Source organism: Ensifer oleiphilus (assembly GCF_013371465.1).
Lineage (GTDB): Bacteria > Pseudomonadota > Alphaproteobacteria > Rhizobiales > Rhizobiaceae > Ensifer > Ensifer oleiphilus.
In genome coordinates this window covers 937,807-962,670 of sequence record NZ_JABWDU010000003.1, presented here as the reverse complement: position 1 = coordinate 962,670, position 24,864 = coordinate 937,807, and the positions used below count along the sequence as shown (strand labels likewise).

Sequence of the window (24,864 nt, the reverse complement as noted above, 5' to 3'; positions counted from 1 at the left end):
TTGCCCAGCCGACGGCGCGCGGGGCAGCAGTCCCTATTCGTTAAAAGGCGGTTAACGATAGGAAAATGCGACTTTACGTATATTTGAAATGGGGGTTGGCCCGCTCCTGCCCAATTGCTAGTTGTGCGCCGGGAAGCCCGCTGGTGATTCATGCGGGAGGGGTAAGATCTTGTCGCGTTTTGTTTCTGTTCTGTGGGCGTTGTTTGCTCTGTTTGTCGTTGCGTTAGGGGTGCCACAGGTGGCGATGGCGGCTCCTTCGGCTGGTTGCACGGCGATCAACTCGACCTGGGGCGCGGGTAAGACGCTCGCGGCCGGAGCGGAGCTATGGGATGAGTCGCTGGTGATGAACGCCGGTGAAGTGATCACGTATCGCGCGACAACTTCCGGTAGCTTGAATGCCGCCAATGATCGCTATAGCGGAGGGGGGTTCGCGCTTTACACGGAAGAAGGCTCCCCGCCAAACTACGGCGTTATCGTCGAAGAGTACGGAACATCGGTCAGCGAACTCGACCTGACCGGCACGCACACCGTGCCCGCCGGTGGCAAGTACGTAGTCTATGCCTGGAGTAACTTCAGTGGTGCTACGGCGCAGGCAACGGTCAGTTGCTCGTGGCCGCCGTCGGCGGATGCGACCTTGCAAAGCCTCGCGCTGAGCGCCGGCGCGCTGGATCCGGCTTTTACGTCGGGCGAGATGACCTATACGGCCTCTGTTCCCAACACGACAGCGTCGGTGAAAGTGACACCCAAGGTCACCGACACCGGGGCCACGATCACGGTCAACGGCGTGGCGGTTACGTCAGGGGACGCCTCCGGCTCGATCCCGCTCGACGTCGGCGAGAACACACTGACGACGGTGGTGACGGCCGAAGACGGCACGACGACAAAGACCTATACCGTGACGGTGACCCGCGCGCGTTCGGCGAATGCTGATCTGTCCGCCCTGAGCTTAAGCGCAGGCACGCTGTCCCCCTCGTTTGCCTCTGGTACGACCGGCTATACGGCCTCGGTGCCGAATGCGACGACGTCACTGACTTTGACCCCGACGATCAGCGATGCGAATGCTACGGTCACAGTCAACGGCACGTCGGTTACATCAGGAGCCCCTTCCGGATTGATCGCGCTTGCCGTGGGCGACAATGTCGTAACGACCGTCGTCACCGCCCACGATGGCACGACCAAGGCCTATACCGTGACGGTAACCCGTGCGGCCTCTTCCAATTCCGACCTGTCCGGCCTGAGCATGAGCGCCGGTGCGCTCTCGCCCGCCTTCGCTTCCGCGACGACCGCCTACACCTCCTCGGTCGCCAATGCGACGGCATCGTTGACCGTGACGCCCACGGTCAGCGACACGACGGCAACGGTTACCGTCAACGGCGCAGTGGTCGCTTCCGGTTCGGCCTCCGGGCCAATCGCGCTTGCGGTCGGCAACAACGTCGTCACGACCGTGGTCACGGCTCAGGATGGCACGACGAAGACCTACACCGTCACGATAGCGCGTGCGCCGTCGGCGAATGCCGATCTGTCGAGCCTCAGCCTGAGCGCTGGTACGCTCTCTCCCGCGTTTTCTTCCGGCACGACGACCTACACGTCCTCGGTCCCCAATGCGACGACGTCGCTGACGGTGACGCCCGGGGCAAGCGATGCGACGGCGACGATCACTGTCAATGGTGTGGCAGTCGCTTCGGGCACTGCCTCCGGCCCGATCGCGCTTGCCGTCGGCGACAATGTCGTGACGGCGGTCGTTACCGCGCAGGATGGTACGACGGTGAACACCTACACGGTGACCGTGACCCGCGCCGCATCGTCGAATGCCGACCTGTCCGGGCTTTCGCTGTCCGCAGGCACGCTGTCGCCGGCGTTTGCGACCGGCACGACGACCTACACGTCCTCGGTCCCCAACGCGACGACGTCGCTGACGGTGACGCCCGCGGTGAGCGATCCACTGGCGACGATCACGGTCAATGGCGTGGCTGTCGCATCGGGCGCAGCGTCCGGTACGATCTCGCTTTCGGTCGGCCCCAACACGCTGACCACGATCGTGACGGCCGCGGACGGCACGACGAACACTTACACGGTCACGGTGACGCGCGCGCCGTCGACGAATGCCGGCCTGTCCGGCCTGTCGCTCAGCAGCGGTACGCTGTCTCCGGCGTTTGCGACGGGCACGATGGCCTACACGGCCTCGGTCCCCAATGCGACGACCTCCTTGACGCTGACGCCGACCGCAAGCGATCCGACGGCGTCCATCACCGTCAACGGGGTGACAGTCGCGTCGGGTGCTGCCTCGGCCTCCGTAACGCTTTCAGTCGGCAGCAATGTCATCACGACGGTGGTAACGGCTCAGGATGGTACGACGCAGACGAGCTATACGCTGACGGTCACCCGTGCAGCTTCGGCGAACTCAGAGCTGTCGGGCTTGAGCCTGAGCAACGGCACGCTGTCGCCGGCTTTCGCATCGGGCACGACGTCCTACACGGCGTCTGTTTCCAACTCGACGACGTCGCTGGCGGTGACACCGCAGACAAGCGACGCAACAGCGACGGTAGCGGTCAACGGCGTGGCCGTCGCTTCGGGTGCCGCGTCCGGAGCGATCGCGCTTGCGGTCGGTTCCAACACGGTGACGACGGTGGTCACGGCCGAGGACGGCACGACGCAGACGAGCTACACTGTTATCGTGACCCGTGCGCTTGCCGCTTCGAGCGACGCCAGCCTCTCGGGCCTGTCGTTGAGCAGCGGCTCGCTGTCCCCGGTCTTTTCGGCGGGCTCGACGTCCTATACCGCTTCGGTTCCCAATGCGACGACGTCGTTGACGGTGACACCTGTTGTCAGCGACGCGGCGGCGACGGTCACCGTCAACGGGGTGGCGGTCGCGTCGGGTGCGGCGTCCGGTCCGATTTCGCTCGCCGTCGGTTCGAACACGGTGACCGCGGTCGTGACGGCTGAGGACGGCTCCGTGAACACCTATGCGGTCACGGTCACCCGGGCAGCACCTGTTGCCACATTCGCATTCACGCCGGCGGCAGGACCTCTTCCGCAGGCCATGGCCGGCGAGAAATATGTCCAGCCGATATCCGCCACCGGCGGCAGCGGCGCCCTGCTCTATGCCGTCAGCGCAGGCACGCTGCCCAAGGGCATGGTCCTCAACGTTTCGACGGGCGAATTGACCGGGCCGCTCAGCGAGGATGCCGAGGTCACGGACTACAGCTTCACGATTTCCGTCACCGACGCCGCCGGCAGTTCGGCGAGCGCCGCCTATACGCTGAAGGTCACGGCGCGTGAGGTCAGCGCCCCCGACCAGACCGTCAACGTTCCCGCGGGCTCATCACCGCCAAACGTCTACCTGAATGGCGGGGCGACGGGGGGACCGTTCAGCGATGCCCAAGTCCTGACCGTGACGCCTGCCAACGCCGGAAAGGCGGAGATCATCGAGGGTGAACTCGCTCAGGTCGGTGCATTCGCGCCGGTCGGCTATTATCTCAAGTTCACACCGGCCCCTGCTTTCTCGGGGCAGGTCAAGATCGCCTACCAGCTGACGGCCGCCGCCGGCTCCTCCAATGTCGGGGTGATCACCTACAATTTGAGCTTCGATGCGGATGCCGTCGTCGGCGAGATCGATAGCCTCGTGCGAGGCTTTGTTCAGGCCCGGCAAAATCTCCTGGCGTCGAGCATCCAGGTGCCGGGCCTTCTGGATCGGAGACGGATGCTGACTGCAGCCGATCCGGTGACGATGCGCGTGTCCCCTTCGAGGGACGGGGTCGGCATGAGCTTTGCCACCAGCCTGGCACAGCTCGAAGCGGCGAGAAATGCGGCGGATGGTATCGAGGGCGGCGAAGTTTCGCCGTTGAACGTCTGGCTCGATGCTACGATGATGCTTCACAACCGCGAACAGAATGACGATCGCTGGGGCGGTTTTGGCCTGTTTTCGGTGGGCGTCGACTATCTTCTCAACGAGAAGGCGTTGGTCGGCTTCTCTCTCCACGTCGATCATATGACCGATCCGACGAAAGATGACGCCGAGATCCGCGGTACCGGCTGGCTTGCCGGCCCATATACCTCGCTCGAGCTCACGACGGGCATCTTCTTCAATGCCAGCCTTCTCTATGGCGGCTCCGACAACGACATCGACACCGCTTTCTTCGATGGTTCATTCGATAGCAGTCGCTGGATGTGGGACAGCTCCATTACCGGCCAATGGGATCTGGATGAGGATACGATCGTCACACCCAAGCTGCGCGCCGTCTATCTGAATGAGGATGTCGACGACTACGGTGTCCGGAATGACGCTGGTGGCGAGGTTGGTCTCGAGGGCTTCGCGCTCGAACAGTTCCGGGTGAGCCTCGGAGCAGAGATCGAGCGGCAGTTTACGCTGGAGAACGAGATGGCGCTCAAGCCACGGGTCGGTGCTTCGGCCGGATATTCCGGTCTCGATGGCAGCGGCATGTTCGGCTCGGTGCTGGCGGGCGTGTCGCTACAGGCAAACGAGGCCTGGGTCGTCGACGCAATGCTGCGCGCCACCGTCGAAGGGGATGGCGAAGCCTATGTCGGCGCGCGCGTCGGGGTCGGTGGCCGGTTCTAGCACGGCCCTCCAACGTTCAGACGAGATAGGCCATTTTTCCTCAGCCGCTGTCGTTTCGACAGCGGCTGTTCCATTGGTTTCGGGCTCCGGGCCACTTCGAGGAAATGCGGTCGTCGGACCGCACATTCCGCCTAATGCTCAATCGCACATTGCCAGCCTCCGCCGCCTTGCGCCCAAGGCTTGCAACGCCGTTCCAAAGGGCCTTCATACCCTCAATTTGCACTGGACACACGGCTTTAACTTGACTAGCAAACTCATGAAATTGCCACGGGGCCGTCGGCACTCGGGTCAACCGCCCACCGGCGTGCCAGTCAAGGGAGTGATCCATGTCCAGCCGTCTGGCATCCGCGACGATTTCGCGCTCGCCGATGATGATCCGGCATTTCTTTCTGCACGTGAAACGGCTCGCATTGTGCCGCGGCTGTTCCGGACTTGCGCAGCCTGAGGCAGCAGAATTGCTGCTCGCGACGGCGTCCATTGCTTTGCTTCGCCGCTCGACAGGCAGGTAGCGTCCCGTTACATCGCTTGCCATGCAACTTCATTTCGATCGCACGACTTTCGTGTTTTCCATCCTGCTGCTCGTCATCCTCGTTCTGCTGGCAACCCGTGGGGCCGGCTGGGGATGGGTTCGCGGTTTTTCCGGCGACGTCCTTGCCGTCATTTGGGTTTACTGCACGCTCGGCTCAATCGTGAAGGCTCGACCTCAACTGCTCGCCAGCGTCGCCTTCCTGCTGGGTGTGACCATCGAGTTTGCCCAGTATCTGGCGGCCATGCTCGATATCCGTATTGCCAATCCGATCATGAGGATCGTGATCGGCGCTACGCCGGACTGGTGGGATATGCTCGCCTATGGGCTCGGCGCGGTCATCGTCCTTGGTCTAGCGACGCTCAAGCGCTTCCGGCAACGGCGCTCTATCACAGACGTTAAACTCTGATCAGGTGGGTTCGCCGACCGACGCAGGCGAAATCAGCTGCATTGCGCCGGACACCAGACGTGTGACATGGGCCGCATCCGGCGCCTCCCCAAAGAGGATACGGTACATGATGGGCGAGACGACCCGGTCCATGACGTCGTCGACGTCGGGAAAGGCTTCGCCACGATCTTTCGCGCGCCCAGCGATCAGCTCGATCTGCTGTTTGGTGAAGTTGCAGCACTGATAGGCGCCGCTGCCATCCTGCGCCGCCAGCACGTCGCGTATCATTTCGCGGCCGGGCGTTGAGGACATTTCTTCGGCATATTGCTCGGCCCAGGCCAGGAGATCCTTTCCGCCTTCTCCGGTATCGACCGGCTCCATGTCGGGTTTCAGCCGCTCGACAGCGACATCCGCCAGCAGTTCCTGAATGTCGCCCCAGCGGCGGTATATGGTCGACGGCGTGACGCCTGCCTCCGTGGCGATCACAGGAATGGTGATTTCCCCGCGCTCCATTCTCGTCATCAGCGCCTGGACGGCGCCGTGCACCGACGCCTGCACCCTGGCGCTCCGCCCTCCCGGGCGCAGACCTTCCCTGCTTGCCATAGACCTTCCTTCCGTCCGCTGCGTGTGGATCAGAAACGCTCACAGCATCATAAACGCAAATTATTTGCTTTTGTCTCTGTTGGTTCCTATATCGCCTAAACGCAATAAATTAGCGTTAAAGGCTATATAGATGTTCTCCTCTGCCAATTCCAGTGAGAGTGGCTCTCCCGCCGCCAACCCCATCGCGTTTCACGCAGTGACACTTGCCACCTTCTTCGGCGCGTCGGCGGCGCCGACGCCGCTCTACCGCATCTACCAGGAGAGCTTTGCAGCCTCGCCTGCGATGATGACCGGGATCTTCGCGGTCTATGCCTTTGCACTACTTTCGGCTCTGCTGATTGCCGGGTCGATATCCGACCACCTCGGCCGGAAACCGGTGATCTTCGGTGCGCTGCTGCTCGAAATCGCGGCGATGGCGCTCTTCGTCGTTGCCGATGCACCGTCCTGGCTGGTTGCGGCGCGCATCGTGCAGGGTCTTGCGACCGGTATCGCCGGCGCCTCGATCGGCGCGGCGCTGGTCGACGTCGATCGGGTGAAGGGCCAACTCGTCAATTCGCTGGCGCCACTGATCGGCATGGCCGTCGGCGCCTTGGGAACCAGTGCTCTCATTCAGTACGGGCCATTTCCGCTGCATCTCGTTTATGGCCTGCTGCTGATCGGCTTTGTCTTGCTGGCAGCGGCGATATGGCTGACGCCGGAGACGGGCGGAAAACGCTTGGGCGCGCTCTCCTCGCTCAAGCCGACGATCGCCATTCCGGCCCAGATCAAGCGGCCGCTTGCGCTGGTGACGCCGATCAACATAGCCAACTGGGCGCTTGGCGGCTTCTATCTCTCGCTGATGCCGTCGCTGGTCGCGTCCGTCACCGGCAGCAGGACACCCTTGACCGGTGGTGCCGTTGTCGCTGCCTTGATGGCGGCGGGCGCCATCAGCGTCTTCCTGCGCCGCGCCTGCGCTCCCCGGTCGAACGTGACCTTCGGTGTTTCGGCAACGACGATCGGCATGCTTGTCGTGGTTGCCGGCACGCATCTCGCAAACGTCCCTGTCATCATCTTCGGCACCTTGCTTACCGGCGCCGGCTTTGGCACCAGCTTTCTCGGCATCATGGGCTCGATCATGCCGCTCGCCAGGGCTGATGAGCGTGCCGGGCTGCTGTCGGCCTTCTACATCCAGAGCTACCTCGCCTTCAGCCTGCCGGCGATGGCCGCAGGGTTCCTGGCAAAGACGCTGGGTTTCCAGGCAACGACCGACATCTACGCGGCCGTCATCATCGTCACGGCCGTCGCAGGGTTGGTGGCAAGCCGCGAGCGACGGGTCGAGGTGTCGGTGGTTTCATGACCGATCGTCGCCAGCGCTGGCAACCGTGGGAACGCAGAAAGCCGTTCTCGATTGAACCGTTCGTGTGGACGGAAGAACGAACGCGGCCAGCGTTTATTCCATGGCTATGAAAAGCGCCGGCGCCGTTGCCGCCGCCGGCGCTTTTAGGGCAGTGCCGGGATCTGGCGCCAAGGCGTCAGGAATTCGCCGTCGCAGAGCGTTGAGCCCGATATTGCGCGGTCGGAATGCCGCCCCAACCCCAATTGTCGAGTTCGACTTCCTCGATAATGACATAGGTCGATTCAAGCGGCTTGTTGAGCACGTTCAGCAGCACGTCACTGACGCCGCTGATGATGGCCGCCTTCTCTTCTGCTGATACCGACTTGCGATCGGCGGACGTTCCTTCACGTGTGACCTGTACGGTGACGATAGGCATGGCAGTCTCCATTTTTGGAAAGTGTTCAGTCTTTGGCGGGGCACTTGCTTCCTTCACTGTCGGCCGCGCCTTATGCTGGCGCAGCCAAGGTCGAAGCCAGCACCGACGCGGTCACCAGCGCCCGGCGTTCTGCCCGCCATCGACGTGGAGGATCTCGCCCGTGACGAAGTTGGCCGTTTCCAGATAGAGCACGGCATCGACAATATCGCCGATCTCACCCATTCGGCCGACCGGATGGAGCGCCGCCAGCGCCGCATGGGTCTCGGGCGCATGCATCGGCGTCTTGATGATGCCCGGCGAGACGGCGTTGACGCGGACGCCGGTCTTTGAAAACTCCATGGCAAGCGACTGAGTCACCGCATTGAGCCCGCCCTTGGTCAGCGAGGCGAGTGCTGCCGGCAGGCCGGCGATCGGCTGATTGACGAGGCTGGTGGTGATGCTGACGATGTGACCCGAGCCTTGTTTCAGCATCTGCGCGGCGGCGCGCTGCGTGATGTGGAAGAAGCCGGCGACATTCACACCCAGGTTGTCGTCGTAATCCGCCAGGGTGAACTCGGTAAACGGCTTTGACAGAAAGATGCCGGCATTGTTGACCAGCGAATCGATGCGGCCGAAGCGCTCCAGCGCCACTCTTACGATCCGCTCGGCGGTTTCAGGCTTGGCGATGTCGCCCTGAACGGTCGCGATGTCGGGATCGTTGCTCTCCTTGATTGACCGGGACGTGGCAACCACGCGGTAGTTGCGGCTGCGGTAGGCTTGTACCAATGCGGCACCGATGCCTTGCGATGCGCCGGTTATGACGACGACTTTCTGCTCCATGCTCATGATCTTGATCCTTTTCAGCTGCAGCGACCGCTCTCGGCGATCGCCCTACGCCCTCGGCGTTGGTGCGACTGTTTTAGATCCATTCCGAAATCGGTAGAATATTCACAGTTTGGCGAACATCCATGCGTGAAACGGCATAATCAAGTGAGTGTTCCGGCCTCGAGGGCTAAGCGTGCAAACTCCGCTCGCAGGGTCGGAGCGGCAAAGTCGACAAAAGCGCGCACTTTCGGCACGGACATGCGGCCATGCGGCGCCAGCAGATGGACGGGCAGGGGTGGATGTTCGGCATCGGCCAGCACGATCTTGAGCCGCCCGTTCCTCATGTGCTCCGCCACATGATAGGAATAGAGCCTGGTCAACCCCTTGCCCGATGCAGCCGAATCCGCTGCGGCGCGCACACTATTGACGATGCAACGCGGTGTGAGGTGAACCGTTCGGGGGATGGTCGAACCCTTGGCCGGGGTGAAGGTCCAGCTCTCAAGACCGAAGTTGCTGAAGGCGACGATCCGGTGTCCTGCGAGATCCGCGGGTTCCTCGATCGGCGGGTGGTTTGCAAGATAGTCGGGCGAAGCGACGACGACGCGCCTGACATCGCCGCCGAGGCGGGTGGCGATATTGGATGAATCGGCCAGGTGGCCGATGCGCAAGGCTATATCGATGCCTTCGTCAACGAGATTGACGAACCGATCGAGCAGGAGGACCCGGACCGAGACCTCCGGATAGAGGTCCAGGAACCGATCGACGATCGGACGCAGCACCTCTTCGCTGACGATCGGCGGCGCCGATATGGTCAATGTGCCGCGCGGCGCTGCACGCTCGCCACCGGCAAGCATATCGGCCTCCTCAAGGTCGGTGAGGACGCGTCGGCAGGCGGCCGCATAGCGCTCGCCTGCTTCGCTCAGCTTCAGGCTGCGGGTGGTGCGGTGCAAAAGCTCGACGCCAACGTGGGATTCGAGGAAGCCCAGCGCCCGGCTGACCGCTGTCGGTGACCGGTTCAGCCGCCGCGCGGCGCCGGCGAGGCTGCCCTCGTCGATCGCGGTGACGAATACCTTCATGGCGTCGATACGATCCATTCTGCCGAACTCCGGTGCAATTGTAGCCAATTTGGCACTATTCGCTCGCGGATTGGCAAGAGTAAAGGCGCGCCTCAAATGCTGCGCGTCACCGCCACAATGGCTGGTGCACAAGAGGGGCCGCTTGAAGCGCCGTGCCGTCAGTTCTGGTCGAGCGCTTTCGTCAGGCTCAGTGCCACCAGCGTGCAGATCGCACCGGAGATCAGATAACCGCCGATGAAGACGATGCCGAAGCTGGTTGCAAGCCCAAGCGCCACCAGCGGCGCAAAGGCGGCTCCGACGAGCCAGGCCAGATCCGAGGTGAGCGCCGCGCCGGTATAGCGGTAATACTGGGTGAAGCGTGAGGAAACGGCGCCGGAAGCCTGGCCGAAGGTCAGGCCGAGAACGGCAAAGCCGATCAGGATATAGGCATCCTGTCCGGCCCCGCCGGCGTCAAGCAGGAAGGGTGCGGAGAAGCTGAAGATGGCGATCAGCGTCGCGCCGAGCATCAGCTCGTTGCGGCGGCCGATCCGGTCGGCGATCAGACCCGACACCACGATGCCGACGACGCCGACGGCGGCACCTGCCACCTGAACCAGAAGGAAGCGGGCAGCCGACTGTCCGCCATTGAGGATGACCCAGCTCAGCGGAAAGATCGTCACCAGATGGAACATCGCAAAGCTGGCGAGCGGTACGAAGGCGCCGAGTACCACGTCGACCGCATGTTTGCTCAGCATTTCGAATACCGGGCGGGCCTGCAGCTCCTGTGCGTCCATCGCCGCGCCGAACTCCTTGCTCCCGACGATACGCAGGCGCGCAAACAGCGCCACGACGTTGATCGCAAACGCGACGAAGAAGGGATAGCGCCAGCCCCAGGAAAGGAAATCCTCCTCGGAGAGATTGGCGACGAAGTAGCAGAAGATGATGCTGGCGAGCGCGAAGCCGATGGGCGCGCCGAGCTGTGGGATCATTGCGTACCAGCCGCGGTGGTTCGGGGGCGCGTTGAGGTTGAGCAGCGACGCCAGCCCGTCCCAGGCGCCGCCGAGCGCGAACCCCTGGCCCAATCTGAACAGCGCCAGCAGCGCCACCGCCCAGAAGCCTATGGTCTCAAAGCCCGGCAGGAAGGCGATCGATGCCGTCGAACCTCCGAGGATCACAAGCGCGATCGTCAGCTTGGTGCCGCGGCCGTAGTTGCGGTCGATCCACATGAAAACCAGCGAGCCGACGGGGCGCGCGATGAAGGCCAGCGGAAAGATCGCGAACGACAACAATGTGGCCGCCACCGGATTGGGCGCAAAGGGGAAGATGAGCTTTGGAAAAACCAGGATCGAGCCGAGGCCGTAGACGAAGAAGTCGAAGAACTCCGACATGCGGCCGATAACCACGCCGATGGCGATGCTGCCCGGCGACAAAGGCTTGTCGTCATGGATGCGACGGGCGTCCCGCTCAAGGCCTGAGGACGTAGGATTGACGACCGAGCTCATGAATTCCTCCCGGCGATTTGTGCCGCCTCGTCGAAATGTTGATCAATCAACGCCCGAGATCAAGGAAGCGGCGAAAAAAAACGTGGACTCACCGGCATCTTCCCAATGGTCAGCCGGCGAGGATGCACTAGATTGGGCATTTGCGGACGTCGCTGTCTATTCTGCTGCGATGCGACAGAATGCTGCAGTGCGACGAACAACCTCATTCCGCCGAGCCCGATACGCGACTAGTGCCGAATAGACAAAACGCAAATGGAGCCCGAAATGCCCACTCCATTGAAGCTCGCCGGACGATCGGCCGCTCTTCTATCGACGCTCGCCCTTGCCGGGTGCGACATGGTCGTGATGTCGCCCTCCGGCGATATCGCGGCGCAGCAGCGCGATCTGATCGTCGTTTCGACGATCCTGATGCTGATCATCATCGTGCCGGTGCTTTTCCTGACGCTGTTTTTCGCCTGGCGCTACCGCCAATCCAACACTTCTGCCAAGTACGATCCGGAATGGCATCATTCCACCGGCCTTGAAGTGGTCATCTGGTCTGCGCCGCTGGCAATCATCATCGCGCTCGGGGCCGTCACCTGGATCAGCACTCACAAGCTCGATCCCTACCGGCCGCTCGACCGGATCGACGCCGACAGGCCTGTGCCTGCCGACATCAAGCCTCTGACCGTCGAGGTGGTGGCGCTCGACTGGAAATGGCTGTTCTTCTATCCGGATTACGGTATCGCCACGGTCAACGAGATGGCGGCACCCGTCGACGTGCCGATCAATTTCAAGCTCACCGCCTCCTCGGTGATGAACTCCTTCTACGTGCCGGCGCTGGCCGGCATGATCTACACGATGCCTGGGATGCAGACCCGGCTGCACGCCGTCATCAACAAGAAGGGCGAGTATGAAGGGCTGTCGTCGAACTACAGCGGCGACGGTTTTTCGCACATGCGCTTCAAGTTTCATGGGCTCGACCAGGGCGGCTTCGATCAGTGGGTCGCAAGGGTAAAGAGCAACGGCACCATGCTCAACCGCGACGCCTACCTGAAGCTTGAGAAGCCCAGCACCAAGGAACCGGTCCGCTACTTTTCAAACGTCGAGGATGGGCTTTTTGAAGCAGTACTGAACATGTGCGTGCGTCCCGGCCAGATGTGCATGAGGGACATGATGCACATCGACATGATGGGCGGCGGGGGCGTCGAAAGCCACGAGAACCGCGCCAAGCTCGAGCACGACAACCGCCATGCGGGCGAGACCGGCCAGGCGGGTGAGGCTGCACCCGGCGCCACTTTCCCGGCAACGGGCAATCCGTCGAAAAGCGAAGAGCCGGCCGAAGGCATCGACCAAAAACCGCAGTCGATGAACCACGATATGCACAACATGCACGGCGATCAGAAGCCGCCCGCCGAGAGCCGGGACGGTCCGGCGCCGGCGCAGTTGAACAATTCCGGCACCACCGCTCAGCCCTGAAGCCGCATTTCAAGAGAATTTGGATAGCCCTATGTTCGGTAGCACCAACCTCACACAATTCATCTTCGGGCGGCTCACCTGGGAGGCGATCCCCTATCACGAGCCGATCCTGGTCGCGACCTTCGTCGCCGTTGCGATCGGCGGCATCGCCGTCCTGGCGCTGATCACCAAGTACAGGCTCTGGGGCTATCTCTGGCACGAGTGGTTCACGTCGGTCGATCACAAGAAGATCGGCATCATGTACGTGATCCTGGCGCTGGTCATGCTGATGCGCGGCTTTGCCGACGCGATCATGATGCGCCTGCAGCAGGCGATCGCCTTCAACGGCAACGAGGGCTATCTCAACCCGCATCACTACGACCAGATCTTCACCGCCCATGGCGTGATCATGATCTTCTTCATGGCCATGCCCTTCGTGACCGGCCTGATGAACTATGTGGTGCCGCTGCAGATCGGCGCGCGCGACGTTTCCTTCCCGTTCCTCAACAATTTCTCGTTCTGGATGACCACGGCCGGTGCTGTGATCATCATGATGTCGCTGTTCGTCGGCGAGTTCGCGCGCACCGGATGGCTTGCCTATCCGCCGCTTTCGGGCGCCGATTACAGTCCGGGCGTCGGGGTGGACTATTACATTTGGGGCCTGCAGGTGGCGGGTGTGGGGACGACGTTGTCGGGCATCAACCTGATCGCGACTATCGTCAAGTTGCGCGCGCCGGGCATGACGTTGATGAAGATGCCGGTCTTCACCTGGACGTCGCTCTGCACCAACATCCTTATCGTCGCCACCTTCCCGATCCTGACGGCGACGCTGGCGCTGCTCTCGCTCGACCGCTACGCCGGCACCAACTTCTTCACCAACGACCTTGGTGGCAACCCCATGATGTATGTGAACCTCATCTGGATCTGGGGCCACCCGGAGGTCTACATCCTGATCCTGCCCGCCTTCGGCATCTTCTCGGAAGTCGTTGCCACCTTCTGCGGCAAGCGTCTCTTCGGCTACGCTTCAATGGTCTACGCGACCTGCGTGATCATGATCCTGTCCTATCTCGTCTGGCTGCATCACTTCTTCACCATGGGGTCGGGTGCGTCGGTCAACGCCTTCTTCGGCATCACCACGATGATCATCTCGATCCCGACCGGGGCGAAGATGTTCAACTGGCTCTTCACCATGTATCGCGGCCGCATCCGCTACGAAGTGCCGATGCTGTGGACCGTCGGCTTCATGGTCACATTCGTCGTCGGCGGCATGACCGGCGTCATGCTGGCGATCCCGCCGGCCGACTTCGTGCTGCACAACTCGCTGTTCCTGATCGCCCACTTCCACAACGTCATCATCGGCGGCGTCGTGTTCGGTCTGATGGCAGGTCTCGTCTACTGGTGGCCGAAGGCCTTCGGCTACAAGCTCGATCCGTTCTGGGGCAAGATGAGCTTCTGGTTCTGGCAGATCGGCTTCTTCTTCGCCTTCATGCCGCTCTACGTGCTCGGCCTGATGGGCGTTACCCGCCGCGTCAGCCAGTTCGAGGACCCCTCGCTGCAGATCTGGTTCGTCATCGCTGCGTTCGGCGCGGTGCTGATCGCGCTCGGTATTGCCTCGTTCGTCGTCCAGCTCGTCGTCAGCTACCTGAGACGCGACCAGCTGCGCGACACCACAGGCGATCCGTGGAACGCCCGTACCCTGGAATGGTCGACGTCCTCGCCGCCGCCGGAGTACAACTTCGCCTTCACCCCGGTCGTGCACGATCATGACAGCTGGTACGACATGAAGAACCGCGGCTACGAGCGCCCGCTCGGCGGCTTCAAGCCGATCCATATGCCGAAGAACACCGGCACGGGCGTCATCCTGGCCGGCATCAGCGTCGCGCTCGCCTTCGCGCTGATCTGGTACATCTGGTGGCTGGTGGTCGTCTCGTTCGTTGCCATCCTCGTCGTGGCGATCGGCCACACGTTCAACTACAGCAGGGATTTCTACATCCCCGCCGAGACCGTGACGGCAACAGAGGACGCCCGGTCCGAACTTCTGGCGGAGCGCAGCTGAGATGACCAACGCGACCCAAACCGAAGCAGCCAAAGCGCCGCAGTTCTACCTCGAGGAAGAGCACCATCCCGAAGGCAGCACCATGCTGGGCTTCTGGATCTACCTGATGAGCGACTGCCTCATCTTCGCCGTGCTGTTTGCCACCCATGGCGTGCTCGGTCGCAACTATGCGGCTGGCCCGTCGCCGGCCGATCTGTTCGATCTGCCGCTCGTCGCCATCAACACGGCGATGCTGCTGTTCTCCTCGATCACCTACGGTTTTGCCATGCTCCAGATGGAGCGCAACGCCAAGATGGAGACGATCTTCTGGCTCGGCGTCACCGCCGTGTTCGGGCTCTCGTTTCTCGGTCTCGAACTCTACGAGTTCTATCACCTGATCCAGGAGGGTGCAGGCCCGACACGCAGCGCCTTCCTGTCGTCGTTCTTCACGCTCGTCGGCACCCACGGCCTGCACGTCACTTTCGGCATCATCTGGATCGTGACGATGATGGTGCAGGTCAGGTTGCACGGACTGATCCCGGAAAACCGCCGCAGGCTGATGTGCCTGTCGATGTTCTGGCACTTCCTCGACGTCATCTGGATCGGCGTCTTCTCCTTCGTCTATCTGATCGGAGTCATCGGATGAGCTCACAGCCACACAGCCTCGCCCATGAAGATGCTCATGAGGCCCATCACGGCCACAGTCACGGCCATGAAGCGGGCCATGGCTCGCTCCGTAGCTACATGATCGGCTTTGCGCTTTCCGTCGTCCTGACCGCCATTCCCTTCGCGCTGGTGATGAGCGGCGCGCTCGACAGCAAGGTGGCGACGGCGGTTGTCGTCATGGGTCTCGGCGCCATCCAGATCGTCGTGCACATGATCTTCTTCCTGCACATGAACCAGCGCTCGGAAGGCGGCTGGACGATGATGGCGCTGATCTTCACCCTCATCATCGTCGGTATCGCGCTCGCCGGTTCGCTCTGGGTCATGCATCACCTCAACGTCAACATGATGCCGATGACAAACGAGATGATGAAGAACATGCCGTGACGACTCTTTGACGGCTACGGCGATGGACGACCGATCGGCAGAGACAAGGACGGGGGCAGAAGCCTCCCGCTCGCGTGTCGTTCTGACGGTCGCCTTGTCGGTGCTGATGGCGGCTTTCATCGCTCTCGGCACCTGGCAGGTGAAGCGGCTTTTCTGGAAGCTCGACCTGATCGCGCGGGTCGACGCCCGGGTTCTTGCCGAACCGGTGCCGGCTCCAGCCCAATCGGAATGGCCTGGCATCAGCGCGGACAAGGACGAATATCGCCGGGTCACTGCGATGGGTGTTTTCGCGCATGACAAGGAGGCCCTGGTCCAGGCTGTTACCGAACGCGGCGCCGGTTTCTGGGTGCTCACGCCGATGGTCGTCGACGACCACACGACCATCCTAATCAACCGTGGTTTTGTGCCAGCGGATCGACGCGATGCTGCGGCACGCCCGGGAAGTCAATTGCCTGGGGCTGGCCGGGTCACCGGCCTTCTTCGCATGACCGAGCCGGATGGCGGTTTCCTGCGCTCCAACGACCCGGCCACCAGGCGGTGGTATTCGCGCGATGTCGATGCGATCGCCAGAGCGCAGGGACTGGTGGATGTCGCCCCCTATTTCATCGATGCAGACGCCACGCCCAATCCCGGCGGCCTGCCGGTCGGCGGCTTGACCGTGGTCAACTTCCGCAACAGCCACCTCGTCTACGCGGCAACCTGGTATGTGCTGGCCCTGATGAGCGCTGCGGGCATCGTGGTCGTCCGTCGCGTGCGCAGGTGAGCCGCGAACAGCTTCGAGCGCGCGCCCTGGTCCGTCCGCCCTGTTACGCCGGACGGCGGGACAGCTGGTAGACGCTGGCCGGCGGGAGATTGAGCGGCACCCAGCGCAGGAACGACGCCTCGAGGCGAAGTACTTCGAGCAGCGCAGCCGGCACGGGGCAACGCGGTCCGTAAGTGAACTGGAAGAGGCAACCGTCATTGGCAAGGTGCCGAAAGACCGCCTCAAGGATATCGCGAACCGCTTGTCTCGGCATGGAGAGCAGCGGCAGGCCGCTGATGGCGGCGCCGATCTTGCGTGTTGCCGGCAGCCGCAAGTGCTGCGCATCACCCTCGATCAGTGTAGCCTCGGGAAAACGGCCCCGCAGCAACGCGGCAAAGGCCGGATTTCGTTCCACCAGAACCAGTTGGTCCTGTCGGACACCATTTTGCAGAAGTGCGCGCGTGAAAATGCCGGTTCCGGGGCCAAGCTCCAGGACGTCACCGGTGTACCGACTGATTTCGGTGGTCATGGCTGCAGCCAATCGCGTGCTTGAGGGGGCGATAGCGGCGACTTCCAATGGCTTTGTCAGCCATGAGCGCAGGAAGAGCAGGGTGTCCGATGCGGTATTGGTCAAGGTGTTGCTCCCGTTGTTGAACCGGAGCAGGTATTGCGCCTTGCAGCGCCGCAAGCATTAACCCGGGTTAAGTCTGGTATCCGCTTCCTCGCGAACGCGCTTGGCGATGCGGCTGAGGCCGACCGGCGTGATGCCGAGATAGCCTGCAAGGTCCTTCTGGGGTGCCCGTAAGACCAGATCCGGTTCCTCGGCGATCAGCGACCGGTAGCGTTCCTCCGGATCGAGTGTCAGGAACTGGCGCTCTCGGCGCTCCTTGCGTTCGGCAAGGATCATCAGGGCGTTGCGCAGCATCCGCGACCAGCCGAGATCGATGTCGACCAGTGCTTGCAGCGTCGCGAACGGAATTCTCTCCAGACGACAGGCTTCGATGGCGACTGCGGAAAAAGTAGCGCGTCCCATCGGCAGCAAGGCCGAAAGACTTGCGAAGAACCGCCCTTCGGCAGCGAAGGATTTGATCCATTCCTCACCGTCGGCGCGAAGGTAGGTGAGCTTAACCAGGCCGGTCTCGATCACATAGATGTAGGGATGCGGCTCGTCCTGGTCGAAAATCGTCTCTCCGGGCTTCACCGGGCGAACATGAATTGCTTCGGCCAGGCGCTCCGTGTTCGCAAGCGATTGCCCTGCAATGCGCTCGAACAGCGAAATCGCTGCGCCTTTCGGGTGCTTAACCTCGGTTAATGCCATTCGCTTCCACTTGCTCCAGGCTCGATTGTTCAATCAACGGGAATTGATAACATGGCACGATACGTCGTCACTGGGGCAAGTTCCGGAATAGGTCTGGAGATCGCCCTGCAACTGGCTGCAAAAGGTCATGGCGTCGTTGCGCTTGGCCGGGACAGGGAGCGGCTGAGAGGCTTGGCGCAACGTGATGAACGGATAGAGGTGCGGCTGCTGGATATCCGCGACCAGGCGGCTGTTGCCGCCCTTGGTGGCGAATTGGCGGAAGCAGATGTCATCGATGGTCTCATCAACAACGCAGCGATCCAGCATAACGTCAGGCTCGATGAACCACACTACGGCATCGAACAGATCGTCGCCGAAGTCGAGACCAATCTTGTCGCGCCCATCATCCTGTCGCGGCTGCTTTTACCGAACACGCCGGCGCGCCCGTTCGTGATCGTCAATATCGGCTCTGCCCTTGCGTGCTATCCAAAGGCGACGTCGGCAGTCTACAGCGCCACGAAAGCGGGCTTGCGCATGTTTTCGGATGCTCTTCGGGTACAATACCAGCAGACCTCCGTCAGAGTGGTGGATGTGGTGTTGCCGTTGGTCGAGACGCCGATGACCGCTGGGCGCGGCCGCGGCAAAATCACCGCCAACACGGCCGCTGCGGCAATCGTACGCGCTCTGGAGCCCGGCAGGTCGCGGGTTCATGTCGGCAAGGCGAAGCTGTTGAAGCTGTTGCAATTCATCGCTCCGCCTGTCGCTGCCGCGATCATCAGAAAGCTCTGAGTCGTGATTTGAGCAGGCGTTTCGAAGATGCCGATGCCAGCCGCCACGGGCTCGCTCGACGTGCAAGCCAGGCGTCAGGTTCCGACCGGTCCAGAACGTCACGGACGGCTCGGCCGCCAAACCATGTCCGTTGGGGCCCTCTTCCATTTGGCCGGTTCGAAATCCGATGCGTTTCGTCAAAGAGTCCGGCCGCACGACAGAAGCCCGCATCTGGTCCGCCGGAAACGGGTCAACGGCAACGCGCGCCATCGGTCTTGACAAGACGAGCGATGGCGCGCGTGCCTTCGGTCTTACTTGAGGTACAGGGTCAGGCTGCCGTCGGCTGCCTGTTCAGCCCCGACAATGTTGTTGAGTTCGACATTCTGGGCCTTGAGCTTGGCGACAAGATCCTTGTTGCCGTCGACCGCCTTGTGCAGGGCGGCAAGCTGGGCGGGTGTCGCCTGGTCGATCCAGGTTCTGGTCTCGCTCAACTTGTCCAAGGTGTCGATATTGACCACCGTGAACTTGTCGCCCTTGAAACTGTGTACCGTCTGTTCGATTTGTGCCGGCCAGTTCATGGTCGTGCTTGCCGCGTAGGAGATGCCGCCGAAGGTCATGGCGGAAAGCGCTGCGATAATGGAGAGCTTTGCGATGCGGTTCATGATCATGCTCCTTTGTTGTGTGCAGCATCCCGCATGTGCGCCAGGCCAAGGTGAACCCCATCGAGCCGTCGGTAAACGGATCGCATTGGTTGACACAGGTCCTTTGCGGGCGTTTTCGCCCACACTGAAGATGCCGGGTTGTTTCGACTGGTCGGGACAGTGGTTCTCCAGCAACCGGTGCTGGTTTGTGCCGTTCCGATCACTGAAAAATGGTAGTCAATCGTGACATTTTGGTGGCGCAAGTCACTGGAATATAATTACAAATTCTTCATACTCTCATCGGAGATCGGAAGCCGGTTACGATCGCCAGGCCGCCCCGGGGCCGGTTGTTTCTGAGACATACCCGACGAGACGGACGGTCATTTCGCCGTGAAGAACGTCAAGAGGACCTTACCCTTCTCGCCGAGCAGGCACACGAACCGATCCGCCTTACCGGCCGTGCCGTTACGCTCGATATAGGCCTCTCCGAGGATCACTGTTTTGACCGAAACGTCTTCGACCTTTGTGTCGGCGGCGGTGATCGCGAGGCTTTCCGGGTCCAGCACCAACCCCGTAATGTCGGCGGAATGTTCCTGAAGCGCGACAAGGCCGGTCGATTTGCAGGCGGTGACTGCTGGATCCTCGGGGGTCTGGGCGACTGCGGGGGCAGCGCAAGGGAATGACAAGAGCAATGCGACGATGATGTGTTTGGGCGCCATCTAAGGGAATCACCTTCCGTTTGCGAGATGCGACGACCTCCGCCGCACCACTTAACGTCGTTGGGTTGCATTCGGTTCCCAGATGGGGACTGCTGCAGCGTGCAAGCGCACGGTGGTGAGCAGCCGGAGCCAGAAAAAATTCAAGGTATCGACCGGCCGGCGTTGCAGGACCCTTTCGTGTCCAAAGGGCGATCGGGACGGGATTCCGGACGGCGTGCGGGCGGCGTCGGGCACGGCCAGAGAACGCATTGCCAAGCCTTCTCCGAGCCCATCTGCGAGAAGCGACAGCTCGTCGTTAACCTTTTGTTAACCATCCGTCGCCTAGATCCCGTCAACGAAAAATTAACGAAGATGATCAAAGTGCTAACAGACGCTCGTTCGATCCGTATCAAGGGCCGCTCGTTCCTGAGCCTGGCGCTGTCGCCCGAGCTGCCGCTCGATTCGTGGCTGACGCGGCTCGACGATCTGGCCGCCCGCTCGGCCGGGTTTTTTCTTGGTCGACCCGTTGTCCTCGACATCGTCGATCTCGAGATCGACCGGCCGCAGCTGAAGGGCCTGCTCGCAGAACTCGCCAGCAGAAACGTTCGGGTCCTCGGTATCGAGGGCGGGCGTCCATCGCTGTTCGAGCCGGGCATGCCGCCATCGATGCGGGGCGGCCGGCCGGCACCGGATTTCGAGGCGGCTGCGGGTGAATTGATCGCCGGAGAGCCAAGGGCGCCTGACACGGTCTCCGTCGTCGGCCAGGAAACACCGGCGGCGCGGGCGACGGCTTCGATCATCGTTCGCGAACCGGTGCGTTCCGGCCAGTCGGTGATCTTTCCGGAAGGCGACGTCACCGTGATCGGCTCGGTCGCATCGGGTGCGGAAATCATCGCCGGCGGTTCGATTCATATCTACGGGGCGCTCCGCGGGCGGGCGCTTGCGGGTTCGGTCGGCAACACCTCGGCGCGCATCTTCTGCAGGCGGCTCGAGGCGGAATTGCTGGCCATCGACGGCGTCTACAAGACCGCCGACGACATGGCGGCCGAGCTTCGCGGACAATCGGTGCAGCTTTGGCTCGAGGACGACTCGATCATGGCAGAGAGACTTAACTGAGCCGGATGCCGGACAGGAAACAGGAGCGGAAGATGGCGAAAGTAGTTGTTGTTACATCGGGCAAAGGCGGCGTCGGCAAGACGACGTCGACCGCTGCTCTCGGCGCAGCACTCGCGCAGCGCAACGAGAAGACCGTCGTCGTCGATTTCGATGTCGGCCTGCGCAATCTCGACCTCGTCATGGGTGCCGAGCGCCGGGTCGTTTACGACATGGTCAACGTCATCCAGGGCGACGCCAAGCTGCCGCAGGCGCTGATCCGCGACAAGCGCCTGGACACGCTGTTCCTGCTGCCGGCATCGCAGACCCGCGACAAGGACAGCCTGACGCCGGAAGGCGTGGAGCGGGTCATCAACGACCTGAAGAAGCATTTCGACTGGATCATCTGCGACAGCCCGGCCGGCATCGAGCGCGGTGCAACGCTTGCCATGCGCCATGCCGACATGGCGGTGATTGTCACCAATCCGGAAGTTTCCTCGGTTCGCGACTCCGACCGGATCATCGGCCTGCTCGATGCCAAGACCGAAAAGGCCGAGCGCGGCGAACGCGTCGAGAAGCACCTGCTTCTGACCCGCTATGACGCGCTGCGCGCCGAGCGCGGCGACATGCTGAAGGTCGAAGATGTGCTCGAAATCCTGTCGATCCCGCTTCTCGGCATCGTTCCCGAGAGCATGGACGTGCTCAGGGCATCCAACATCGGCGCGCCGGTGACGCTCGCCGACAGCAAGTCTGCCCCGGCGCTCGCCTATCTCGACGCCGCCCGCCGGCTTGCTGGCGAAACCGTGCCGATGACCATCCCGGGCGAAAAGCGCGGTCTGTTCGGCAAGATCTTCGGACGGAGGGCAGCATGAGCATTTTCCGTTTCTTCAAGAAGCAGACCTCGGCCCCGACCGCGCGCGAGCGACTGCAGGTGCTGCTGGCGCATGAGCGGGCTTCCGTCGGCCAATCCGATCTCGTCGCCATCCTCAGGGAAGAGATCCTTGCGGTCATCTCCAAGCACGTCCAGATCGACGACGACAAGGTCACCGTCAAGATGGATCGCGGCGAGCACGTGACGACGCTGGAAGTCGACATCGAGATCCCGCTCGCGGCAAGCGCTCGGGCGGCCTGAAAAACGGCTCCATAGTCCGAGATCCCAAACAGTACGGGCCGTCGACGGCCCGTACTGTCTGACGCATTCCGCGATCCTGTGGTACCGCATCATCGTCAAGGACGCGTCATACGTCGTGCGCGCTGTTGTCGGGGTCTGCCATGTCTCTTGAACATGTGGAATGCATTGTCGCGGGAGCCGGGGTCGTAGGCCTCGCCGTCGCTCGCGCGCTCGCGCAAGCCGGCCGCGGTGTCATCCTGCTCGAGGCGGCGGATCGCATCGGCAGCGAAACATCTTCGCGCAACAGCGAAGTCATCCATGCCGGGATCTATTATCCACCGGGCAGCCTGATGGCGCGGCTGTGCGTCGAGGGTCGGACGCTGCTTTATGCCTATTGCCGCGAACGGGGCATCCCCCATCGACAGTGCGGCAAGCTGATCGTCGCGACCTCAGCCGCCGAGCTGGAGCATTTGCCCGATATCGCCGCCCAGGCGGCACGAAATGGCGTGCCTGACCTCCGGCAGATCTCAGCAGCCGAAGCGCGTGCGCTTGAACCGGCGCTGGCGACGACCGGCGCACTCCTGTCGCCGTCGACGGGCATCATCGACAGCCATGCCTATATGCTGTCGCTACTGGGCGACGCCGAGAATGCCGGTGCGGTCCTTGCGCTCAACAGCCCGGTCGAAGGCGGCAATGTCACGGGCGGCGGCATCGTCGTTAAGGTCGGCGGTGCCGAACCGATGAGCCTTGCCTGCCGCCTGTTCGTCAACGCCGCTGGCCTTGCCGCGCCGAAGGTGGCGCGGCTGATCGAGGGCATGCCGAAGGCACGCGTGCCGAAGGCGTATTACGCCAAGGGCGACTATTTCTCGCATGTCGGCAAAGCGCCGTTTTCGCGATTGATCTATCCGGTGCCGGTCAAAGGCGGTCTCGGCATCCATCTGACGCTCGACATGGCCGGGCAAGCGCGCTTCGGGCCTGATATCGAGTGGATCGAGACGTTGACCTATGACGTCGATCCGACGAAAGCTGCGTCGTTCTATGCCGGCGTGCGGCGCTACTATCCAGATCTGAAAGACGGCGCGCTGGTCCCTGCCTATTCCGGCATCCGGCCGAAGATCGTGCCGCCCGAGGTGGCAAGCCAGGACTTCGACGTTCAAGGGCCAGGCGTGCACGGCGTGCCCGGCCTGATCAACCTGTTCGGCATCGAATCGCCTGGCCTGACCGCTTCCCTGGCGCTGGCGAGGCTGGTGGCGGAAATCTAGATTTGGGCGGCTTCACCGTCGCTTGAGCCGGACAAGAGCGCTTCGAAACCGTGAACGGCCAACGCCAGCTTCTCCGCACCGCGGCGCAATTCATCCGGTGTCAGCGCGGCATAGCCAAGGACCAGGCCGGCGAGGTCCGGCTTGCGTTCGAGATAGAGCGGCGACACCGGGTAGATGCCAATCCTTGCCTCCTGGGCGGCTTCGATCAGTCGCGCCTCGTGCTGTGCGCCGATATCACGGAACCAGACGACGACATGCAGCCCGGCCGATGTGCCGACGATATCGATCTTTTCGCCAAAGCATGATGTCAGGGTCGAGATCAACGCGGCCCGACGGTCCGCATTGGACCGACGCATCTTGCGGACATGGCGCTCGTATGCGCCACTTTCCAACAGGATCGTGAGCGCCTCCTGCTCAAGGGTCGGGCTGTGACGGTCGGCGAGCTGCTTGCTCCTGGTGAAGACGTCGATCAACGGCCGGGGAACGACGAGGTAGCCGAGCCGGAGGGCCGGCGAAAGCGTCTTCGACACGGTGCCGACATAGATGACCCGGTCCTGATCCGATTGAAACAGCGGCGGTATCGGCTTGACATCGTAACGGTACTCGCCGTCGTAGTCGTCCTCGACGACATAGGCTCCCGCCGCATAGGCCCATGTGAGCAGCGCCTCCCGCCGGCTTTGCGGCAAGACGCCGCCCAGCGGAAACTGGTGGCTCGGCGTCACATAGGCGAGTGCCGATTGTCCCTGGCGCGGCAGGTCTTCCACAACAAGCCCGGCGTCGTCGCAGGAAACGGCGATGATATCAGCGCCGACGGCGGCCATGATGTTGCGCGCCATGGCGTAACACGGGTTCTCAATGACGACGCGGTCGCCGTTGTCGACGAGGACGCGGGCGCACAGATCGAGTGCCTGCTGCGAGCCGGACACGACGATGATCTGATCGCTGCCGCAGCGAATGCCGCGCGCCCTCCAGAGATAGCTCTGAAGGTGTTGTCTCAACAACGCGGAGCCCGCCGGGTGCTCGTAGAACAGGCTCCCGCGACGGCGCAGCAGCGCAGCATTCATCGCCCGCCGCCACAGCAATGTCGGAAAGTCGGCGGCAGCGATATCGCCATAGCGAAAATCGAACTCCAGCCCCGGCCGGCTCGCGGCATATTGGATCGGAAGCTCCATCAGTCGGGCGGCATAGGCAGACATCGGCCGTTGGGTCCATTGCAGTGACGGCCCCCGATGCTGCGTCTTTTCTCCGGCGATATACGAGACGAGCGACGCTGCGCCCTGATGGCTGCTGATATAGCCCTCGGAGACAAGCTGGTCGAACGCCGCCGTGATCGTCGTGCGCGACACGCCCAGTTCTACGGCAAGCGCGCGGCTCGACGGCAGCCTGTCGCCGGGAGCGTAGATTCCGGCGCTGATCTGTTCGCGCAAGTCGAGGTAGATACGGCGGGCAGCGCCCGTGCGTCTCGATCCCGCACTGTTCAACTGGCCCAATGAAAATCTCCGGAACTGGACGTTTATTTCGTGCCA

General features: G+C 62.4%; 23 protein-coding genes. 13 read left to right on the top strand and 10 right to left on the bottom strand.

Annotation, left to right across the window (positions count from 1 at the left end; translation table 11 throughout):
• Positions 1-244: 244 nt before the first annotated feature.
• A complete protein-coding gene (locus HT585_RS16960) occupies positions 245-4,576 on the top strand; it encodes a cadherin-like beta sandwich domain-containing protein (protein WP_246707783.1) in 4,332 nt (1,443 codons plus the stop codon).
• Between the two features lie 530 nt (positions 4,577-5,106).
• Positions 5,107-5,511, top strand: a complete 405-nt coding sequence (locus HT585_RS16955) for a ribosomal maturation YjgA family protein (protein WP_176354015.1) — start codon at positions 5,107-5,109, stop codon at positions 5,509-5,511.
• Here HT585_RS16955 and HT585_RS16950 read toward each other — a convergent pair whose 3' ends face one another.
• Entirely contained in the window at positions 5,512-6,093 is a 582-nt protein-coding gene (locus HT585_RS16950; RefSeq protein ID WP_176354014.1) for a TetR/AcrR family transcriptional regulator, read from the bottom strand. It abuts the gene before it with no gap.
• Positions 6,094-6,223: 130 nt separating this feature from the next.
• Here HT585_RS16950 and HT585_RS16945 point away from each other — a divergent pair, with 130 nt between their 5' ends.
• Positions 6,224-7,429, top strand: a complete 1,206-nt coding sequence (locus HT585_RS16945) for an MFS transporter (protein ID WP_176354013.1) — start codon at positions 6,224-6,226, stop codon at positions 7,427-7,429.
• A 175-nt stretch (positions 7,430-7,604) separates the two neighbouring features.
• Here the strand turns inward: HT585_RS16945 and HT585_RS16940 are convergent, their stop codons facing one another.
• From HT585_RS16940 to HT585_RS16925, 4 genes are all read right to left on the bottom strand, one after another.
• A complete protein-coding gene (locus HT585_RS16940) occupies positions 7,605-7,844 on the bottom strand; it encodes a tautomerase family protein (RefSeq protein ID WP_176354012.1) in 240 nt (79 codons plus the stop codon).
• A 111-nt stretch (positions 7,845-7,955) separates the two neighbouring features.
• The gene (locus HT585_RS16935; protein WP_176354011.1) at positions 7,956-8,669 is read right to left on the bottom strand and encodes an SDR family NAD(P)-dependent oxidoreductase; all 714 of its coding nucleotides are present in this window, start codon (positions 8,667-8,669) and stop codon (positions 7,956-7,958) included.
• A gap of 140 nt (positions 8,670-8,809) precedes the next feature.
• Complete coding sequence (locus HT585_RS16930) at positions 8,810-9,742, bottom strand: LysR family transcriptional regulator (protein ID WP_176354010.1); 933 nt, start codon at positions 9,740-9,742, stop codon at positions 8,810-8,812.
• A gap of 140 nt (positions 9,743-9,882) precedes the next feature.
• Positions 9,883-11,205, bottom strand: a complete 1,323-nt coding sequence (locus tag HT585_RS16925) for an MFS transporter (protein ID WP_176354009.1) — start codon at positions 11,203-11,205, stop codon at positions 9,883-9,885.
• Between the two features lie 264 nt (positions 11,206-11,469).
• Between HT585_RS16925 and cyoA the strand changes: the two genes are divergently transcribed.
• Genes cyoA through HT585_RS16900 form a run of 5 tightly spaced genes read left to right on the top strand, consistent with a single transcriptional unit; the run spans position 11,470 to position 16,490 of the window.
• Positions 11,470-12,663, top strand: coding sequence for a ubiquinol oxidase subunit II (gene cyoA / locus HT585_RS16920; protein ID WP_176354008.1), 1,194 nt, complete (start codon positions 11,470-11,472; stop codon positions 12,661-12,663).
• Positions 12,664-12,694: 31 nt separating this feature from the next.
• A complete protein-coding gene (gene cyoB / locus HT585_RS16915) occupies positions 12,695-14,698 on the top strand; it encodes a cytochrome o ubiquinol oxidase subunit I (protein WP_176354007.1) in 2,004 nt (667 codons plus the stop codon).
• 1 nt (position 14,699) lies between these two features.
• Positions 14,700-15,323 (top strand): cytochrome o ubiquinol oxidase subunit III, encoded by a 624-nt coding sequence (gene cyoC, locus HT585_RS16910; RefSeq protein WP_176354006.1) that lies wholly within the window; start codon positions 14,700-14,702, stop codon positions 15,321-15,323.
• Positions 15,320-15,727 carry a cytochrome o ubiquinol oxidase subunit IV gene (cyoD, locus tag HT585_RS16905; RefSeq protein WP_176354005.1) on the top strand — a complete coding sequence of 136 codons (408 nt, stop codon included), beginning with the start codon at positions 15,320-15,322 and terminating at the stop codon, positions 15,725-15,727. The genes cyoC and cyoD overlap by 4 nt, the downstream gene beginning before the upstream one ends.
• Before the next feature lie 22 nt (positions 15,728-15,749).
• Complete coding sequence (locus HT585_RS16900; protein ID WP_176354004.1) at positions 15,750-16,490, top strand: SURF1 family protein; 741 nt, start codon at positions 15,750-15,752, stop codon at positions 16,488-16,490.
• A gap of 43 nt (positions 16,491-16,533) precedes the next feature.
• Here HT585_RS16900 and HT585_RS16895 read toward each other — a convergent pair whose 3' ends face one another.
• Both HT585_RS16895 and HT585_RS16890 read right to left on the bottom strand, forming a co-directional pair.
• Positions 16,534-17,103, bottom strand: coding sequence for a class I SAM-dependent methyltransferase (locus HT585_RS16895; protein ID WP_176354003.1), 570 nt, complete (start codon positions 17,101-17,103; stop codon positions 16,534-16,536).
• A 57-nt stretch (positions 17,104-17,160) separates the two neighbouring features.
• Positions 17,161-17,787, bottom strand: coding sequence for a Crp/Fnr family transcriptional regulator (locus HT585_RS16890; protein ID WP_176354002.1), 627 nt, complete (start codon positions 17,785-17,787; stop codon positions 17,161-17,163).
• A gap of 51 nt (positions 17,788-17,838) precedes the next feature.
• Here HT585_RS16890 and HT585_RS16885 point away from each other — a divergent pair, with 51 nt between their 5' ends.
• A complete protein-coding gene (locus HT585_RS16885) occupies positions 17,839-18,555 on the top strand; it encodes an SDR family NAD(P)-dependent oxidoreductase (protein ID WP_176354001.1) in 717 nt (238 codons plus the stop codon).
• 290 nt (positions 18,556-18,845) lie between these two features.
• On the opposite strand, the gene HT585_RS16880 is transcribed toward HT585_RS16885, so the two are convergent.
• Together HT585_RS16880 and HT585_RS16875 are read right to left on the bottom strand one after the other, a co-directional pair.
• Complete coding sequence (locus tag HT585_RS16880; RefSeq protein ID WP_176354000.1) at positions 18,846-19,196, bottom strand: hypothetical protein; 351 nt, start codon at positions 19,194-19,196, stop codon at positions 18,846-18,848.
• Positions 19,197-19,555: 359 nt separating this feature from the next.
• A complete protein-coding gene (locus tag HT585_RS16875) occupies positions 19,556-19,894 on the bottom strand; it encodes a hypothetical protein (protein ID WP_176353999.1) in 339 nt (112 codons plus the stop codon).
• 351 nt (positions 19,895-20,245) lie between these two features.
• Between HT585_RS16875 and minC the strand changes: the two genes are divergently transcribed.
• The 4 genes from minC (at position 20,246) to HT585_RS16855 (ending at position 23,338) form a co-directional block, all read left to right on the top strand.
• A complete protein-coding gene (gene minC / locus HT585_RS16870; RefSeq protein ID WP_176353998.1) occupies positions 20,246-20,989 on the top strand; it encodes a septum site-determining protein MinC in 744 nt (247 codons plus the stop codon).
• A gap of 32 nt (positions 20,990-21,021) precedes the next feature.
• Positions 21,022-21,837, top strand: a complete 816-nt coding sequence (minD, locus tag HT585_RS16865; RefSeq protein WP_077501525.1) for a septum site-determining protein MinD — start codon at positions 21,022-21,024, stop codon at positions 21,835-21,837.
• A complete protein-coding gene (minE, locus tag HT585_RS16860; protein WP_077501524.1) occupies positions 21,834-22,097 on the top strand; it encodes a cell division topological specificity factor MinE in 264 nt (87 codons plus the stop codon). Before minD ends, minE begins: the two co-directional genes overlap by 4 nt.
• 140 nt (positions 22,098-22,237) lie before the next feature.
• The gene (locus tag HT585_RS16855) at positions 22,238-23,338 is read left to right on the top strand and encodes an NAD(P)/FAD-dependent oxidoreductase (RefSeq protein WP_176353997.1); all 1,101 of its coding nucleotides are present in this window, start codon (positions 22,238-22,240) and stop codon (positions 23,336-23,338) included.
• Here the strand turns inward: HT585_RS16855 and pdxR are convergent.
• The gene (gene pdxR, locus HT585_RS16850; RefSeq protein WP_246707709.1) at positions 23,335-24,828 is read right to left on the bottom strand and encodes a MocR-like pyridoxine biosynthesis transcription factor PdxR; all 1,494 of its coding nucleotides are present in this window, start codon (positions 24,826-24,828) and stop codon (positions 23,335-23,337) included. The genes HT585_RS16855 and pdxR overlap by 4 nt on opposite strands.
• Between the last annotated feature and the right edge of the window lie 36 nt (positions 24,829-24,864).